Here is a 15,785-nt window from a genome sequence, read left to right as displayed (position 1 = left end):
CAATAAAAAGCCCGGCCTGCAATTGCAGGCCGGGCTTTTTTACATCTGATACGGGTTACTCGGTAGCGAGTACACCGCGACGCACCTGGTCACGCTCGATCGATTCGAACAGTGCCTTGAAGTTACCTTCGCCGAAACCATCATCGCCCTTGCGCTGGATGAATTCGAAGAACACCGGGCCCATCAGGGTTTCCGAGAAGATCTGCAGCAGCAGACGCTTGTCGTCCTTGTCTGATGCGCCATCGAGCAGGATGCCGCGCGATTGCAACTGATCCACCGGTTCGCCGTGGTTCGGCAGGCGGCCTTCGAGCATTTCGTAGTAGGTGTCCGGCGGCGCGGTCATGAAGCGCATGCCGATTTTCTTCAACTGATCCCAGGTCTTGACCAGGTCGTCGGTGAGGAACGCCACGTGCTGGATGCCTTCGCCGTTGAACTGCATCAGGAACTCTTCGATCTGCCCGGCGCCCTTCGACGATTCTTCGTTGAGCGGGATGCGGATCATGCCGTCCGGCGCGGTCATCGCTTTCGAAGTCAGGCCGGTGTATTCGCCCTTGATGTCGAAGTAACGGATCTCGCGGAAGTTGAACAGCTTCTCGTAGAAGTTCGCCCAGTAGGCCATGCGACCGCGATACACGTTGTGGGTCAGGTGATCGATGATCTTCAGGCCGGCACCGACCGGGTTGCGGTCAACGCCTTCGAGGAACACGAAGTCGATGTCATAGATTGAGCTGCCTTCGCCGAAACGGTCGATCAGGTACAGCGGCGCGCCGCCGATGCCTTTGATCGCCGGCAGGTTCAGTTCCATCGGGCCGGTTTCGATGTGGATCGGCTGAGCGCCGAGTTCCAGTGCGCGTTTGTAGGCTTTCTGCGAATCCTTGACCCGGAACGCCATGCCGCACACCGACGGGCCGTGCTCGGCCGCGAAGTACGAGGCGACGCTGTGCGGTTCGTTGTTGAGGATCAGATTGATCGCGCCCTGGCGATACAGGTGCACGTTCTTGGAACGGTGGGTCGCGACCTTGGTGAAGCCCATGATCTCGAAGATCGGCTCCAGAGTGCCAGGCGTCGGCGCTGCGAACTCGATGAACTCGAAGCCCATCAGGCCCATTGGGTTTTCGTATAAATCTGCCATGGTTGGCGCCTCATCATTCTTATCAATTAACCAGAGTTATTTGTCAGTAATGCTGAGGCCGGTGGGTGGCGCACAGGAGATGCCACGCACACTGCGGGCGAGGAAGTCACCGTAGATCAGTTGAAACCCGAATATCTTCATTGTCGACCCAAGGCTCTTGCGGGCGATGCTTCTGCTGCCAGAAGACGATTATTATTGTATGCGTAACCCGATTCTACACAGCGTAAATAGGGTTGTCTGCCCTCTCTATAAAATCCGCTTTTTTCGGGTCGGTGCAAGGGATTTGTTGCACAGCCAGATACCCGCCAGAATCAGCACACCGCCCAGGCACATGGCCAGCGTCAGCTGTTCACCCAGCACGATTGCACCGGCCAGCACGGCGGTCAGCGGATTGAGAGCAATGAACACGCCGGAGCGTGTGGCGCCGATTTTACGGATGCCATCGTAGTAACCGATGTAGGCCAGCGCAGAACCGAGTACGCCCAGATAGACCAGGCTCAGCCATTGACGCGGGCCAAGCGCGGCCAGGGCCGCAACGTCCACTTCGCCCCGGCTCAGGGCCAGCGCCCACAACATCAGGGTGCCCAGTAAAATCGAAAAGGTCACGGTCTGCACCGGGCCGATGCTGTGATTGAGGCTGCGTGAGAACAGCGAATAGACGCCCCAGCTCAAAACGCAGCCGAGGATCAGCAGATCGCCAATCCACGCGTCCGGCGTTTCGCTCAACAGCTGCGGGTTGCGACTGACGATCACCACAGCCGCCCCGCTGATGCAGATCGCAATTCCGGTCACTTTCAACCGGCTCAGCCGCTCCCTGAACAGCAACCAGGACGCGAGACCAATGACCGCCGGGTTCAGCGCCACGATCAACGAGGCACGAGAAGCGTTGATGTATTGCAGCCCGTAAAAGAAGCACAGGTTGTAGAAGAAAATCCCGAAAAAACCCAGCAGCGCCAGTTGCAGCCATTGCCTGGGCGTGGGCCGCGCCAGCGCAATCCGCGCCAGTCGCAGAAACCCGAGCAATGCCACGCTGGCCAGCAAAAACCGCAAGCTGGCAGCAAACACCGGACTCAGGCTACCGGCCAGAAAACGCCCGGCCACCCACGTTCCGCCCCAGATCATGGTGACCAGGGCCAGGTTCAAATAGACGGGCATGTCCGAAGCGGCCGGACGAACAGGTTCATGACAACTCATAACGTTCCCAATGATGAGACTGGCGGATGACGTATCATTCGATCGATTCCTCATCATCGTAAAATGAGTCTTTACTCATGACCCTGACCCAACTCGAAATCTTCTCGATGGTGGCCGAACTGCGCGGCTTCACTCTCGCTGCCCATCGTTTGGGAATTTCCCAGTCGGCGGTGTCCCACGCCTTGAAATCGCTGGAACAGGAACTGGGCGTCGAACTGCTGCGCCGGCATCAGTCGCAAGTTGAACTGAGCGACATCGGCGAGCAATTACTGCTGCGCGCGCGGGCGATGCTCGGGCTGGCCAATACGTTGCGTCAGGAGGCCGCGGATGCGCGCGGCATGAAACGCGGCACCTTGCGCATTGGTTCTTTCGGGCCGACGTCCTCGATCAAGTTGCTACCGAAGATTCTTCAGCGCTATCGCGAGGCGCATCCGGGGATCGAAGTGCACATTGATGAAGGCCCGGATCGGCAAGTCATCCAGTGGCTGGAGGAGCGGCGGATCGACATCGGTTTTGTAGTGCTGCCAGAAGAGCGCTTCGACACGTTTGCCCTGATTGAAGATCGGATGGTCGCCCTGCTCCCGCCCGGTCACCCGTTGGCGGCGCGTGAATCAGTAAGCCTCAAAGACCTTTGCAACGACCCGTTCGTGCTGACCGAGGCCGGTTCATCGGAGCTGGTTTCGCGCCTGTTCAACACCGCGCGGTTGAGCCCGAACATCCGCTATCGCTGCTCGCAACTGCTCAGCACTCTCGACACGGTCGGACGAGGCGATGCCATGACCGTGGTGGCCGAAGGTTCGTTGCCTTTCGATTCCGCCCCACGCTATGTCAAGCGACCGCTGTCCCCCGCAGTCAACCGGCAGGTGGGCCTGGCGGTGCTGGATCAGCGCCAGGCGTCACCCGCCACACTGGCATTCATTCAATTGGCAACACGGCTGGATTACCGTTGAGCAGCGCAGGTGTCATTGACCATCTATCATGGGCTCAGATCACGGGAGTTGCGCGCACGCTTCGCCTGCCATCAAGTGCCCCACTCCATTGCGACAGGATGCGCCCATGCCACTGACCGTCAGGCCCCGCCGCAAGCGCAGCACCCGGATTATCGTGACGTTGCTGTGTGGCCTGCTGCCGATCGTACTCGGCAGCGTGATTCTTTATATGCAGGCCGGGCGCGCCCTTCAGCAGAGTTCGCAACACACCGCCGATGAAGCCCTGCGGCAGTTCGAACTGATGCTCGACAATACCGCCCTCGCCGCCCGGGAGTTGCTGCCGCTGGCCGGCCAGACCTGCGAGACTGTAAAACTGGCCTTGCGCGAACAAGTCACCCGACGCCCGTTTGTGCGCTCGACCAATCTGGTATGGGACGACAATCTCTATTGCAGTTCGCTGTTTGGCGACTTCAAGGAAGTCGTCAATCCGGGCGACTACACCCAGGGCAAGTTGTGGCTCATGAACGGCAACCCGGTCACGCCCGATACTGCGTTGCTGGTATATCGTCTGAGCGAAGGGCGCGCAGGCGCACTGACCACGCTGGACGGCTATCACCTGAGCAACATCCTGCGTCTGATCGGCCGGCACACATTGTTGTTACTGCAAGTCGGCAACAACTGGCTCTCGGCCGACGGCAAAGTGCATCAAGGCGCACTGCCCGCGTTGCCGGTGGCGCAAAGTACCTTGCACTCGCCGCACTATGCATTCTCGGTCACCGCCGCGTTTCCGGAAGGCGAAACCTGGCGCTACATGAAAGATGAATACCCGCCGCTGTTCAGCCTGCTGATGTTCTTCGGTGCGGTATCGGCAGCGATCGGCTACATCTTGCAGAAGCGCTCCACATCGCCCAGCCATGAAATGCTGCGAGCTCTGGAGGCGGGAGAGTTTATTCCCTACTTTCAGCCGGTGGTGCATGGCGACAGTAAACAGTGGTCGGGCACGGAAGTGCTGATGCGCTGGAACCATCCCAAGGAGGGGCTGGTACGTCCGGACCTGTTCATCCCGTTTGCCGAACACTCCGGGCTTATCGTGCCAATGACCCGCGCCTTGATGCAGCAGACCGCTGTCCTGTTGGGGCCGCTTTCATCGACCTTTACCGCGCCGTTCCACATTGGCATAAACATCACCGCCAGCCACTGCCAGGATCTGGAGCTGGTTGAGGATTGCCGTGAATTTTTGTCAGCTTTCCAGCCGGGCAGCATCAGCCTGGTCCTGGAGCTGACGGAACGCGAGCTGATTGAGCCGTCCGAGATCACCCACCAGCTGTTCGAGCAACTGCGTGCGATGGGTGTAAAGATCGCGATTGATGACTTTGGCACCGGTCATTCAAGCCTTGGCTACTTGAGAACGTTCAATGTCGACTTCCTCAAGATCGACCAGACATTTGTCGCGATGATCGATAAAGATGCCCTCTCCCGGCACATTCTGGACAGCATCATCGAGCTTTCCACCAAACTGGATCTGGGCATCGTGGCCGAAGGTGTAGAGACACAAGCCCAGTGTGATTATCTGGCCGCCCACCATGTCAACTTTCTGCAGGGCTACCTGTTCGGCAAACCGATGCCAGCTGCAGACTTCATCGATGCATTAACTCATCATTAACTTGGCAGCATAAATCCTGACTCGCCGACAGCTCGCACCAAATTGATACAAAACAGCGTTGTTGTTACATGAAGAAAAAGTCAGGATTTACTCTTGCCGCATTAACTACTACAATTTTTCTTACCTGTTGCAAGATTGGCAGGTGAGCCATTATCACCGAGTCGCTTCAAGGCTCTTGGCTTATAGCTTTGTTTGCGGTTGGTTTCAGCCAAACACACTATTGGAGTAAAGATATTGTCCAGACTCGCTGAATTTCGTGCAGCTGAAAAAGCCCTTCAGGAACAGCTCAAGCAGCTGGAATCGCTGAAGAACGATGCCGGGCTCAAGAAAGAAATCGAATTCGAAGAAAAGCTCCAGGGGCTGATGAAAACCTACGGCAAAGGCCTGAAAGACATCATCGCCATTCTCGATCCGAACCCGGCGAAATCCGGTCTGCAATCGACCGCCGCACCTAAAACCCGCCGCGCTCGCGTGGTCAAGGTCTATCAGAACCCGCACACCGGCGAGCTGATCGAGACCAAGGGCGGCAACCACCGCGGCCTGAAGGCCTGGAAGGAGCAATACGGTGCAGCCACCGTTGATTCCTGGTTGCGCAGTTAATCCCTCGCAAACATGAAAGCCCTGCATATGCAGGGCTTTTTTTTGGACAATATTTAACAAATACAACGACTTTTCTGGCAGAAAAGTTAAGTCTCAAACCCGTTCCGCACTGAAACTATGCTTCCGAATGTTGCCTCATTTCCCGGCAATAACTTTATGTTTAATCAGTTCGGGTATCTAACATCACGCTGACCACGAACAGGCGATTAGAATTTCAAGCTGTTTCGTGCCGCCACTATGTCATCGCCGCTGGCCTTATAAACCTCTGCCTGCCCGGCATACGAAAGTACGTAAGCTTTATTCGCCTCCACCGCTGCAACCAATGTTTGCGACAGCACGTGACGGCCGTTTTCAGTCACGGTACAAGTGGTCTCAAGTGCCGCAAGCGAGCCCAGCGTAGTCGCGTGAACCTTGTTGCAGACACTCTGATAACCGCTCTGGAAAAAGTCTTTCTGCACCGACTTGCGCATCTCCAGCAACACGCCCTGCAAGTTGACCTGATGACCACTTTCCACACGGGTCATCGTCAACTCCATCACCATCACCTGATTGCCATCGGCGTCAGTCTTCACCCCGCGCTGACGGGAGACGTCCGGGGATGTTTCAGGCAACGCCTCGACTTCCCAGCCGGCGGGCCAGGTGATGCTCGGCGCCTCGGCAAAGGCCGGTAGCGCCAGCAGGGAAAAACCCAGGAAAACGAACAGCGATTTGAACGGTCGGATCATTACCAGAGGCACTCGCGGATTGAGCCGTAAAGTCTGAGCCACGCCCGCTCGCAGGGCAAGCCCACGCTTTCGGTTTGGCGATGCTGCCAGGCATGCGTATCATTGCGCCCATTCACTCGCCCCAATTTGTTACGGAGGGCCCATGAGCCTGCAAGAACTGAACACCTTCCCTGGCGTCACCGCCACCCCAGACAGCGCAACCCGCAACTTCGTGTTCAACCACACCATGCTGCGCGTCAAAGACATCACCAAATCGCTGGATTTCTACACCCGCGTACTGGGTTTCTCGCTGGTAGAAAAGCGTGACTTCCCGGAAGCGGAATTCAGCCTGTACTTCCTCGCGCTGGTCGACAAATCGCAGATCCCGGCCGACGCCGCTGCGCGCACTGAGTGGATGAAGTCGATTCCCGGCATTCTTGAGCTGACCCACAACCACGGCACCGAGAACGACGCCGACTTCGCCTACCACAATGGCAACACCGACCCGCGCGGTTTCGGCCACATCTGCATTTCGGTACCGGATATCGTTGCCGCTTGCGTACGCTTTGAAGAGCTGGGCTGCGATTTCCAGAAGCGCCTGACCGATGGCCGCATGAAGAGCCTGGCGTTCATCAAGGATCCGGATGGTTATTGGGTCGAAATCATCCAGCCAGCGCCGCTGTAAAGCTGATTCTGGGTAGAGAGCACCCCGCAAAGAAAAACCCCATCATCACTGATGGGGTTTTTCTTTTTCAGGCCCGGGATTTATGCCGGAGCCGAAGTGCGGATCAGGTGATCGAAAGCGCTAAGCGAAGCCTTGGCGCCCTCGCCCACCGCAATCACGATCTGCTTGTACGGCACGGTGGTTACGTCACCGGCGGCAAAGATGCCGGGGATCGAGGTTTCACCGCGGTTGTCGACGATGATCTCGCCGCGCGGCGACAACTCGATGGTGCCCTTGAGCCAATCAGTGTTGGGCAGCAGACCAATCTGCACGAAAATCCCTTCCAGTTCGACGGTGTGCAGCTCTTCGGTATTGCGATCCTTGTAGCGCAGGCCGTTGACCTTCTGGCCATCGCCGGTGACCTCGGTGGTCAGCGCACTGGTGATCACGGTGACGTTAGGCAGGCTGTGCAGCTTGCGTTGCAATACGGCGTCGGCGCGCAACTGAACGTCGAACTCCAGCAAAGTTACGTGTGACACGATACCGGCCAGATCGATCGCTGCCTCAACACCGGAGTTACCGCCGCCAATCACCGCCACACGCTTGCCTTTGAACAGCGGGCCGTCGCAATGCGGGCAATACGCTACACCCTTGTTGCGGTATTCCTGCTCGCCCGGCACGTTCATTTCGCGCCACCGCGCGCCGGTCGCCAGAATCACGCTCTTGGCCTTAAGGGTCGCGCCACTGGCGAAGCGGACTTCATGCAGCTCGCCATTCTTGCCCGGGATCAACTTGTCGGCGCGTTGCAGGTTCATGATGTCGACGTCGTACTGCTTGACGTGTTCTTCCAGCGCGGTCGCCAGTTTCGGGCCTTCGGTTTCCTGAACGGAAATGAAGTTTTCGATGGCCATGGTGTCCAGTACCTGACCGCCGAAGCGCTCGGCTGCAACACCGGTGCGAATACCTTTACGTGCGGCATAAATCGCCGCCGAAGCGCCGGCCGGCCCACCGCCGACCACCAGCACATCAAAGGCTTGCTTGGCGCTGATTTTCTCGGCCTGACGCTCGATGGCGCCGGTGTCGAGTTTGGCGAGGATTTCTTCCAGGCCCATACGGCCCTGGCCGAAGTTTTCGCCGTTCAGGTAAATGCTTGGTACAGCCATGATCTTGCGATCGTTGACTTCGTCCTGGAACAGCGCGCCGTCGATGGCGACGTGGCGGATGTTCGGGTTCAGCACGGCCATCAGGTTCAGCGCCTGAACGACATCCGGGCAGTTCTGGCAGGACAGCGAGAAGTAAGTCTCGAAGTTGAACTCACCCTTGAGCGAGCGGATCTGTTCGATCACTTCGACACTGGCCTTCGAAGGGTGTCCGCCGACTTGCAGCAGGGCCAGCACCAGCGAAGTGAATTCATGGCCCATCGGTATGCCGGCGAAACGCAGGCTGATGTCGGCACCGGGGCGATTGATCGAGAAGGACGGTTTGCGTGCATCGTCACCGCTGTCGATCAAGGTAATCTGATGCGAAAGACTGGCAACGTCTTTCAGCAGGTCAAGCATTTCACGGGATTTCGCACCGTCGTCGAGTGAGGCAACGATCTCGATCGGCTGGGTGACCCGTTCCAGGTACGATTTCAACTGGGCTTTAAGATTGGCGTCCAACATACGGGCGATCTCCTGACTTTATTTGAGGCGAAAAAAAGCCCGAGCGAATCTCGCCCGGGCTTTTCTATTGGGCGGTGCAGCTTACTTGAGTAGGTGCGGAGTTCCGCCCTGTATTGCGTGTGTCACAGACTTAGATCTTGCCGACCAGGTCCAGGGACGGAGCCAGAGTGGCCTCGCCTTCTTTCCACTTGGCCGGGCAAACTTCGCCTGGGTGAGCAGCAACGTACTGAGCAGCCTTGATTTTGCGCAGCAGCTCGGAAGCGTCGCGGCCAACGCCGCCATCGTTCAGTTCAACGATTTTGATTTGGCCTTCAGGGTTGATCACGAAGGTGCCACGATCCGCCAGACCAGCTTCTTCGATCAGCACGTCGAAGTTGCGGGAAATGACATGGGTCGGGTCGCCGATCATGGTGTATTCGATTTTGCCGATAGCTGGCGAAGTGTTGTGCCAGGCAGCGTGGGCAAAGTGGGTGTCGGTCGAAACGCTGTAGATCTCTACGCCCAGTTTCTGGAAGGCGGCGTAGTTGTCAGCCAGGTCTTCGAGTTCGGTTGGGCAAACGAAAGTGAAGTCGGCCGGGTAGAAGAACACTACGGACCATTTGCCTTTCAGGTCAGCGTCCGAGACTTGTACGAAGTCGCCGTTTTTGAACGCGGTAGCTTTGAACGGTTTTACTTGGCTGTTGATGATAGGCATTGATGACTCTCCGTCAGGGTTGTGAATTCGATGGGTGAATCCTACCCAGTCACTCGACGGATGGCTCATTGGCAAACCTGATGCTGCTGATTTGTTTTCGCTATTAGCTGAGGATATTAATAGAAGAAAACGATATCTACGGCGACAGCGGCTTATCCGTAATCCGGGCCATCCCGTGAAAAGGGCTCGCTTCAACATAGCGCATGGCGGACTTCATATCCTTCCAGCCGACGTAACTCATCAGTGACTTGAGATCCCAGCCGCTTTGATGGGCCCACGTTGCAAAACCTCGTCGCAGAGAGTGACTCGTGTAGCGCTCAGCGGAAATTCCGGCGCGCTCCAGAGCCTGACGCAGCAACGGAATCACACTGTTGGCGTGCAAGCCCTCCTCACTCAGATTGCCCCACCGGTCCACGGCGCGAAACACCGGGCCGCGTACGAGCGCAGCCTCGCTTATCCATTCGATATATGCCTGCACAGGGCACAACTTCAACAGCGCCGGGGCCTGATAGGTTTGCCCGATGTTTTCCCGATCACCCTTGCTGCGCGGCAGGTACAAAGTGATGCCGCTGCCAGCGTGCGCCTGCACATGCTCGATCTGCATCCGACACAGCTCATCGCTGCGAAAGCCGCGCCAGAAGCCCAGCAGGATCAATGCCCGATCGCGGCAGGCCCGTAACAGCACTGGTCGATCCTGTTTTTCCCGCGCCTCCCTCATTTCCTGCTCAAGCCAGGCGACAGTCTGTTCCAGATCTCGCAATTGCAACGGCTCGGCCTGCTTCTCCTGGGCGGGATGCAGGGCACGAATGCCCTTGAATACTTTGCGCACCACCGGGGACTTGGTCGGATCAGCGAAGCCCTGACTGTTGTGCCACTGCGCCAGCGCCGACAGACGCAACTTGAGCGTATTGACCGACAGCACGCCAGCATGTGCCACCAGATACCGGGCGATGCTGTCCGCTGTCGCTGGCAGAAACCCGCCCCACACGGACTCGAAATGCTCGATGGCCGCGCGATAACTGCGGCGGGTGTTGTCACGGGTGGCGGCTTGCAGGTAGCGATCGATATCGCTCATGGGCTGATTTTCTCGTTGCGTACTGAAGGTTTGATCGGAAATCGATTTTATGGGTTTCACATGGGGTAATACCAGTATATCCCGTCCGTTTATCGGTGCTTATTTCACTTTAATTTCAACGTGGTACACTGTGTGCTTTAGTGGCATGTACCACAGTACGAAATGGTAGGAGCAGATATGGCCCGTGGCGGCGTCAATAAAGCAGTAGTCCAGATCGCGCGCGCAGCGATTCTCGCCCGTGGCGAACACCCCAGCATCGACGCAGTACGCATCGAGCTGGGCAATACGGGTTCCAAAACCACAATTCATCGCTACCTGAAGGAACTGGATGACGGCAGCGAACCGGCCGATCCGTCGGCAGAACCTGTCGATGACGAACTCCTCGCCCTCGTCACACGCCTCGCCCAGCGCCTGAAAGAACAGGCGCAGGAGCCGATTGATCAGGCACGCGAGCAGTACGAGCATCAGCGTCAGGCACTGGAAAACGAGCTGAATCAGCTTCGTCAGGATCATGCGCAGCTGGAGAAGAAGCACGACATTCAGACTGCCGCGCTGGCAAAGGAATCCGAAGCCCTGAGCGATACCCGCTCGATGCTGCAGACCGAGCAGACCCGCAACGCCGGACTGAATCAGGCGCTGGCCGATTTTGAATTGCGCTTGCAGGACAAGGACGAGCAGATCCGCTCGCTGGAAGAGAAGCACCTGCACGCCCGCGATGCGCTTGAACACTACCGCAACGCCATCAAGGAGCAGCGTGAGCAGGAGCAAAGCCGTCACGAGACGCAGGTGCAGCAGTTGCAGATGGAGTTGCGCCAGGCGCAGCAAAGCGCCCTCGTACGTCAGGACGAAATCACCCAGCTGCACCGCGACAACGAACGCCTGCTGACCGAAAATCGCGGCACCGTGCGCGAACTGAGCCTGTTGCAGGATCAGCTCAAGCACAGTAATCAGCGTCAGGATCAATTGCTGGAGCAAGCGTCCCGCGTCGACAGTGAACGCACCCTCCTCCAGGAACGTCTGCGCGTGGCCCTGCTGGAAAGTCAGACGCTCAAGCAGAACGTCGACGAGCAGTCGCAGCTCAATCAGTCATTGGAAAAAGAATTAACCAAGGCGCAAGACAGCCTGCGCCTGGCTACTACCGCTGAGGCAGCGCCAGACGCAGCCCAACCGAAAAAGATTTAAGCGCCGACCGGCGTACGCATTGTGACAAACTCTTCGGCCGCCGTCGGATGCACTCCGATGGTGTCGTCGAAGTCACGCTTGGTTGCGCCAGCCTTCAAAGCGATTGCCAGCCCCTGCACGATCTCGCCAGCATCCGGGCCGACCATGTGACAGCCCAACACCTTGTCAGACTTGCCATCGACCACCAGCTTCATCAGCGTGCGCTCCTGGCAGTCCGTCAGGGTCAGCTTCATCGGCCGGAAGCGGCTTTCGTAGATCACCACGTCGTGACCCGCCTCCCGCGCCTCCTCTTCAGTCAGACCGACGGTGCCGATGTTCGGCAGACTGAACACTGCCGTCGGGATCATCTTGTAATCCACCGGACGGTATTGCTCAGGCTTGAACAGACGCCGCGCCACTGCCATGCCCTCAGCCAGCGCCACCGGCGTCAACTGAACACGACCGATGACATCGCCCAGCGCCAGGATTGAAGGCTCGGTGGTTTGAAACTGCTCATCGACCTTAATGAAGCCTTTGTCGTCGAGCTGCACATCGGTATTTTCCAGCCCCAGGTTGTCCAGCATCGGACGTCGGCCGGTGGCATAGAACACACAATCGGCTTCCAGCACGCGACCATCCTTGAGGGTTGCTTTCAGGCTGCCATCTGATTGCTTGTCGATACGGGCAATGTCGGCATTGAATTGCAGATCCAGGCCACGCTTGGTGAGTTCTTCCTTCAAGTGCTTACGAACCGAACCGTCGAAACCGCGCAGGAACAGATCTCCGCGATACAGCAACGTCGTATTGGCGCCCAGACCATGGAAGATTCCGGCGAATTCGACGGCGATGTAACCGCCACCGACGACCAGTACACGCTTGGGCAGCTCTTTGAGGAAGAACGCCTGGTTCGAGCTGATCGCATGCTCATGCCCCGGAATCTCGGGGATTTGCGGCCAGCCACCGGTGGCGATCAGAATATTCTTCGCGGTGTAGCGCTCGCCGTTGACCTCGACTTCGTGCGGGCCAACGATTTTCGCGTGAGCCTCATGCAGGGTCACGCCGCTGTTGACCAGCAGATTGCGATAAATGCCGTTCAGGCGATTGATTTCGCGATCCTTGTTGGCAATCAGCGTGGCCCAGTCAAAATCCGCCTCGCCCAGTTGCCAGCCGAAACCAGAGGACTGTTCGAAGTCTTCGGCAAAGTGGGCGCCGTACACCAACAGTTTTTTCGGTACGCAACCAACATTGACGCAGGTACCGCCCAGATAACGGCTCTCGGCCACCGCTACTTTTGCGCCGAAACCTGCCGCAAAACGCGCAGCGCGCACACCGCCGGAACCGGCGCCAATCACATAAAGGTCAAAATCGTAGGCCATTTCTATCTCCTCGGCAGGCGATCAGCATACCCGCAGATGCTTATTGAGCAAGTCTCTACTGCAAGGGGACGGGCAATACCGGGAGGTTCTACCGTTAGCATTTGATTAATGGCTTTCTGCCGGTTGAATTTTTGGCAGCCGCAACGTATGCCAGGCGATCAGAATCGCTACGAGCGCCAGGCCGAAAGCGAGCCACGATGCCAATGCAATTCCGCCCGCAAATGCACTTCCCGCCTGCTGCATCAACTGTTGCGCTTGATCCCCCGCCAACCCCGCCGCCACATGATGAGCGCCAGCCAGCGTTTCACTTGCCAGCATCGTCTGAACATCGCTCAAAAACGCTGGAAGCTGCAGGTCTGCTCGGTAGTGAGCCGTCACCAGGCCGCCAATCAGAGTAGTACCCAGCACCACGCCAACTTCATAGGCTGTTTCACTGATGGCGGATGCCGCCCCTGCCTTCGCCGGGGGCGCTGCCGACAAAATCACATCATTGGAAACCGTAGCGATCGCCCCCCACTCCGATGTTGAGCAACGCGAACGCCACTACCAATACCGCAAGACTGCTGCCCATGCTGGCCACCAGCAAAAAGGCCGCACCGGTGAAAGCCACCAGAATCGGTATCAGTACATGCACCGGCATGCGCTGCGCGACTGGGACGACTGCCACTCCAACCATAATCGCCATGATTTGCCCCGGCACCAATGCAAGGCTCGCACTCAAGGGCGCCATTTGCAGAACAATCTGCAAAAACTGAGTCGTGAAGAAAACGAAGCCGACAAGAAACGCAAGACTCATCAAATTGATAAGGACTGATCCGCTGAAGGCGCCATTGCTGAACAGGGTCATGTCCATCAGGGGTACAGGAAGACGCAACTGGCGACGTACGAATATCCAGCCTGCCAGTGCACCTACCAGAAAGGTGCCAAACACAACACCGTCAATGCCCTCACTGGCGCCATGCTTGATGCTGTAAACGATACAACCCAGTGCGACCATCGACTGAAGGATGCTGATCGGGTCCAGCGGACCCGACACATCACGCTCTGATTCAGGGAGCAACAGCGGCCCCAGTACTAACAATGGAATCAGGACGGGTACCGCCAACAGAAAAATCGCGCCCCAATCAAAGAACTGCAGCAACACCCCTCCCACCAAAGGCCCTAGTGCCGAGCCGACAGTCAGCGTCGTTGCCCAGATCGCTACTGCCACTCTGCGCTCTTCTCGATCCTCAAACACCGAACGTATCAATGCCAGCGTGGAGGGCATCAACATCGCACCGAAAATCCCCATACAAGCCCGCCCGATAATCAGCTGCATCGATGTTGCGGAATATGCGGTCAGCACCGAGACCACCACAAACCCGAACGAGCCGATAAGCAGCAACTTACGGTGCCCCACCCGATCACCCAGGCTACCCATCGAAACCAGCAGTCCTGCGAGAACCAACGAATAGGCATCAATCATCCACAGCTGCTGGCTGGCCGTCGGACGCAAGGCTTCGGCGATTTTGGGTAACGCGAAACCCAATACGGTGTTATCAACGGTCACCAGCAGCACTGGCAACATGAGCACCGCCAGCCCTGACCAGCGTCTGCCACTTGATCTTCGTGTTGCAGCCATATTCTTTAACGCCACAAGCAACACTCCTTATTGCTGGAGAATAAATTTCACAACTGTCCTTCGACGATCATGAAACGCGGTCCTCCGCACCTCCCTGGCGAAGACGAGTCAGTTCAGCAGCGAACATGCAGGCTGACAATCGAACATTTGTTTCACATTGCATCCTGAATTGAATCGAGATGCGCTATTTCTCCCCACAAACGCAAACGCCCCGAACATGTCGGGGCGTTTGTTTTTAGCATCACACGATTCAGACCGTGTGACGTACCTTCAGACAGTCAGGCGCTATCAGTACGCCTTGCCAGTCTTGTAGAAATTCTCGAAGCAGAAGTTGGTTGCTTCGATGTAGCCTTCAGCACCACCGCAGTCGAAACGCTTGCCCTTGAACTTGTAGGCCATCACGCAGCCGTTCTGGGCTTGTTTCATCAGGGCGTCGGTGATCTGGATTTCCCCGCCCTTGCCTGGCTCGGTCTGTTCGATCAGGTCGAAAATGTCCGGGGTCAGGATATAGCGGCCGATGATCGCCAGGTTCGACGGTGCGTCTTCCGGCTTTGGCTTCTCGACCATGCTGTGTACGCGGTAGATGTCGTCGCGGATCATTTCGCCAGCGATCACACCGTACTTGCTGGTTTCCTGCGGATCGACTTCCTGGATGGCAATGATCGAGCAGCGGAACTGTTTGTACAGCTTGACCATCTGGGTCAGTACGCCGTCGCCTTCGAGGTTGACACACAGGTCGTCTGCCAGCACCACAGCGAACGGTTCGTCACCGATCAGCGGACGACCGGTCAGGATCGCGTGGCCCAGGCCTTTCATTTCGGTCTGACGAGTGTAGGAGAACGAGCACTCGTTCAGCAGCTTGCGGATACCGACCAGGTATTTTTCCTTGTCGGTGCCTTTGATCTGGTTTTCCAGTTCATAGCTGATGTCGAAGTGGTCTTCCAGGGCGCGCTTGCCACGACCGGTCACGATGGAGATTTCGTTCAGGCCAGCATCCAGAGCTTCTTCGACGCCGTACTGGATCAGTGGCTTGTTTACCACCGGCAGCATTTCTTTGGGCATGGCCTTCGTCGCTGGGAGGAAGCGAGTACCGTAACCGGCTGCTGGGAACAAGCATTTCTTGATCATATAAGTCCTTGAAAGGGCTGTGTGTACGAGTTTCGGCGCAGTCTAATCAGGCGGCGTGCACCTTACAATGCCCCGCACTGGCTAACCGATGTCAACATAGAGAAATATTCTCGCGGATAGTTCAATCCGCACACAAAGGCTGCGAAATCAGCGTAGTCCAAAGATCCAGGAATACCTCAT

General features: G+C 57.3%; 15 protein-coding genes. 5 read left to right on the top strand and 10 right to left on the bottom strand.

Going from position 1 to position 15,785, the window contains the following annotated elements; translation table 11 throughout:
• Positions 1-55: 55 nt before the first annotated feature.
• Complete coding sequence (gene hppD, locus CAF73_RS03960; protein ID WP_085686995.1) at positions 56-1,132, bottom strand: 4-hydroxyphenylpyruvate dioxygenase; 1,077 nt, start codon at positions 1,130-1,132, stop codon at positions 56-58.
• 246 nt (positions 1,133-1,378) lie between these two features.
• Positions 1,379-2,326, bottom strand: coding sequence for a DMT family transporter (locus CAF73_RS03955; protein ID WP_085701997.1), 948 nt, complete (start codon positions 2,324-2,326; stop codon positions 1,379-1,381).
• A 77-nt stretch (positions 2,327-2,403) separates the two neighbouring features.
• On the opposite strand from CAF73_RS03955, the gene CAF73_RS03950 reads away from it, so the two are divergent.
• From CAF73_RS03950 to CAF73_RS03940, 3 genes are all read left to right on the top strand, one after another.
• Positions 2,404-3,276, top strand: a complete 873-nt coding sequence (locus CAF73_RS03950) for a LysR family transcriptional regulator (protein ID WP_085701996.1) — start codon at positions 2,404-2,406, stop codon at positions 3,274-3,276.
• Between the two features lie 106 nt (positions 3,277-3,382).
• Entirely contained in the window at positions 3,383-4,918 is a 1,536-nt protein-coding gene (locus CAF73_RS03945) for an EAL domain-containing protein (RefSeq protein ID WP_085701995.1), read from the top strand.
• A gap of 234 nt (positions 4,919-5,152) precedes the next feature.
• Complete coding sequence (locus CAF73_RS03940) at positions 5,153-5,518, top strand: histone-like nucleoid-structuring protein, MvaT/MvaU family (protein WP_085696023.1); 366 nt, start codon at positions 5,153-5,155, stop codon at positions 5,516-5,518.
• A 206-nt stretch (positions 5,519-5,724) separates the two neighbouring features.
• On the opposite strand, the gene CAF73_RS03935 is transcribed toward CAF73_RS03940, so the two are convergent.
• Positions 5,725-6,243 (bottom strand): DUF4946 domain-containing protein, encoded by a 519-nt coding sequence (locus CAF73_RS03935; RefSeq protein WP_085696022.1) that lies wholly within the window; start codon positions 6,241-6,243, stop codon positions 5,725-5,727.
• 142 nt (positions 6,244-6,385) lie between these two features.
• Between CAF73_RS03935 and gloA the strand changes: the two genes are divergently transcribed.
• On the top strand, positions 6,386-6,907 hold the full coding sequence (gloA, locus tag CAF73_RS03930) for a lactoylglutathione lyase (RefSeq protein ID WP_085696021.1): 522 nt from the start codon (positions 6,386-6,388) through the stop codon (positions 6,905-6,907).
• 80 nt (positions 6,908-6,987) lie between these two features.
• On the opposite strand, the gene ahpF is transcribed toward gloA, so the two are convergent.
• The 3 genes from ahpF to CAF73_RS03915 all read right to left on the bottom strand — a co-directional run bounded on the left by ahpF (position 6,988) and on the right by CAF73_RS03915 (position 10,319).
• Positions 6,988-8,550: an alkyl hydroperoxide reductase subunit F gene (ahpF, locus tag CAF73_RS03925; RefSeq protein WP_085696020.1), complete on the bottom strand. Its 1,563-nt coding sequence runs from the start codon at positions 8,548-8,550 to the stop codon at positions 6,988-6,990.
• A gap of 130 nt (positions 8,551-8,680) precedes the next feature.
• A complete protein-coding gene (ahpC, locus tag CAF73_RS03920; RefSeq protein WP_003224621.1) occupies positions 8,681-9,244 on the bottom strand; it encodes an alkyl hydroperoxide reductase subunit C in 564 nt (187 codons plus the stop codon).
• Positions 9,245-9,380: 136 nt separating this feature from the next.
• A complete protein-coding gene (locus CAF73_RS03915) occupies positions 9,381-10,319 on the bottom strand; it encodes a site-specific integrase (protein ID WP_085701994.1) in 939 nt (312 codons plus the stop codon).
• A gap of 177 nt (positions 10,320-10,496) precedes the next feature.
• Between CAF73_RS03915 and CAF73_RS03910 the strand changes: the two genes are divergently transcribed.
• Positions 10,497-11,501, top strand: coding sequence for a DNA-binding protein (locus CAF73_RS03910; protein ID WP_085701993.1), 1,005 nt, complete (start codon positions 10,497-10,499; stop codon positions 11,499-11,501).
• On the opposite strand, the gene gorA is transcribed toward CAF73_RS03910, so the two are convergent.
• From gorA to galU, 4 genes are all read right to left on the bottom strand, one after another.
• Positions 11,498-12,856: a glutathione-disulfide reductase gene (gene gorA, locus CAF73_RS03905; RefSeq protein WP_085696017.1), complete on the bottom strand. Its 1,359-nt coding sequence runs from the start codon at positions 12,854-12,856 to the stop codon at positions 11,498-11,500. The genes CAF73_RS03910 and gorA overlap by 4 nt on opposite strands.
• A 105-nt stretch (positions 12,857-12,961) precedes the next feature.
• On the bottom strand, positions 12,962-13,336 hold the full coding sequence (locus tag CAF73_RS30390; protein WP_256574609.1) for a hypothetical protein: 375 nt from the start codon (positions 13,334-13,336) through the stop codon (positions 12,962-12,964).
• Positions 13,337-13,343: 7 nt separating this feature from the next.
• Positions 13,344-14,492, bottom strand: a complete 1,149-nt coding sequence (locus CAF73_RS03900; protein ID WP_256574608.1) for an MFS transporter — start codon at positions 14,490-14,492, stop codon at positions 13,344-13,346.
• A 273-nt stretch (positions 14,493-14,765) separates the two neighbouring features.
• Positions 14,766-15,605, bottom strand: coding sequence for a UTP--glucose-1-phosphate uridylyltransferase GalU (gene galU / locus CAF73_RS03895; protein WP_085701992.1), 840 nt, complete (start codon positions 15,603-15,605; stop codon positions 14,766-14,768).
• Between the last annotated feature and the right edge of the window lie 180 nt (positions 15,606-15,785).

It is taken from the genome of Pseudomonas sp. B15(2017) (assembly GCF_002113215.1).
Taxonomy (GTDB): Bacteria; Pseudomonadota; Gammaproteobacteria; order Pseudomonadales; family Pseudomonadaceae; genus Aquipseudomonas.
This window is presented reverse-complemented; position numbering and strand designations above follow the sequence as displayed.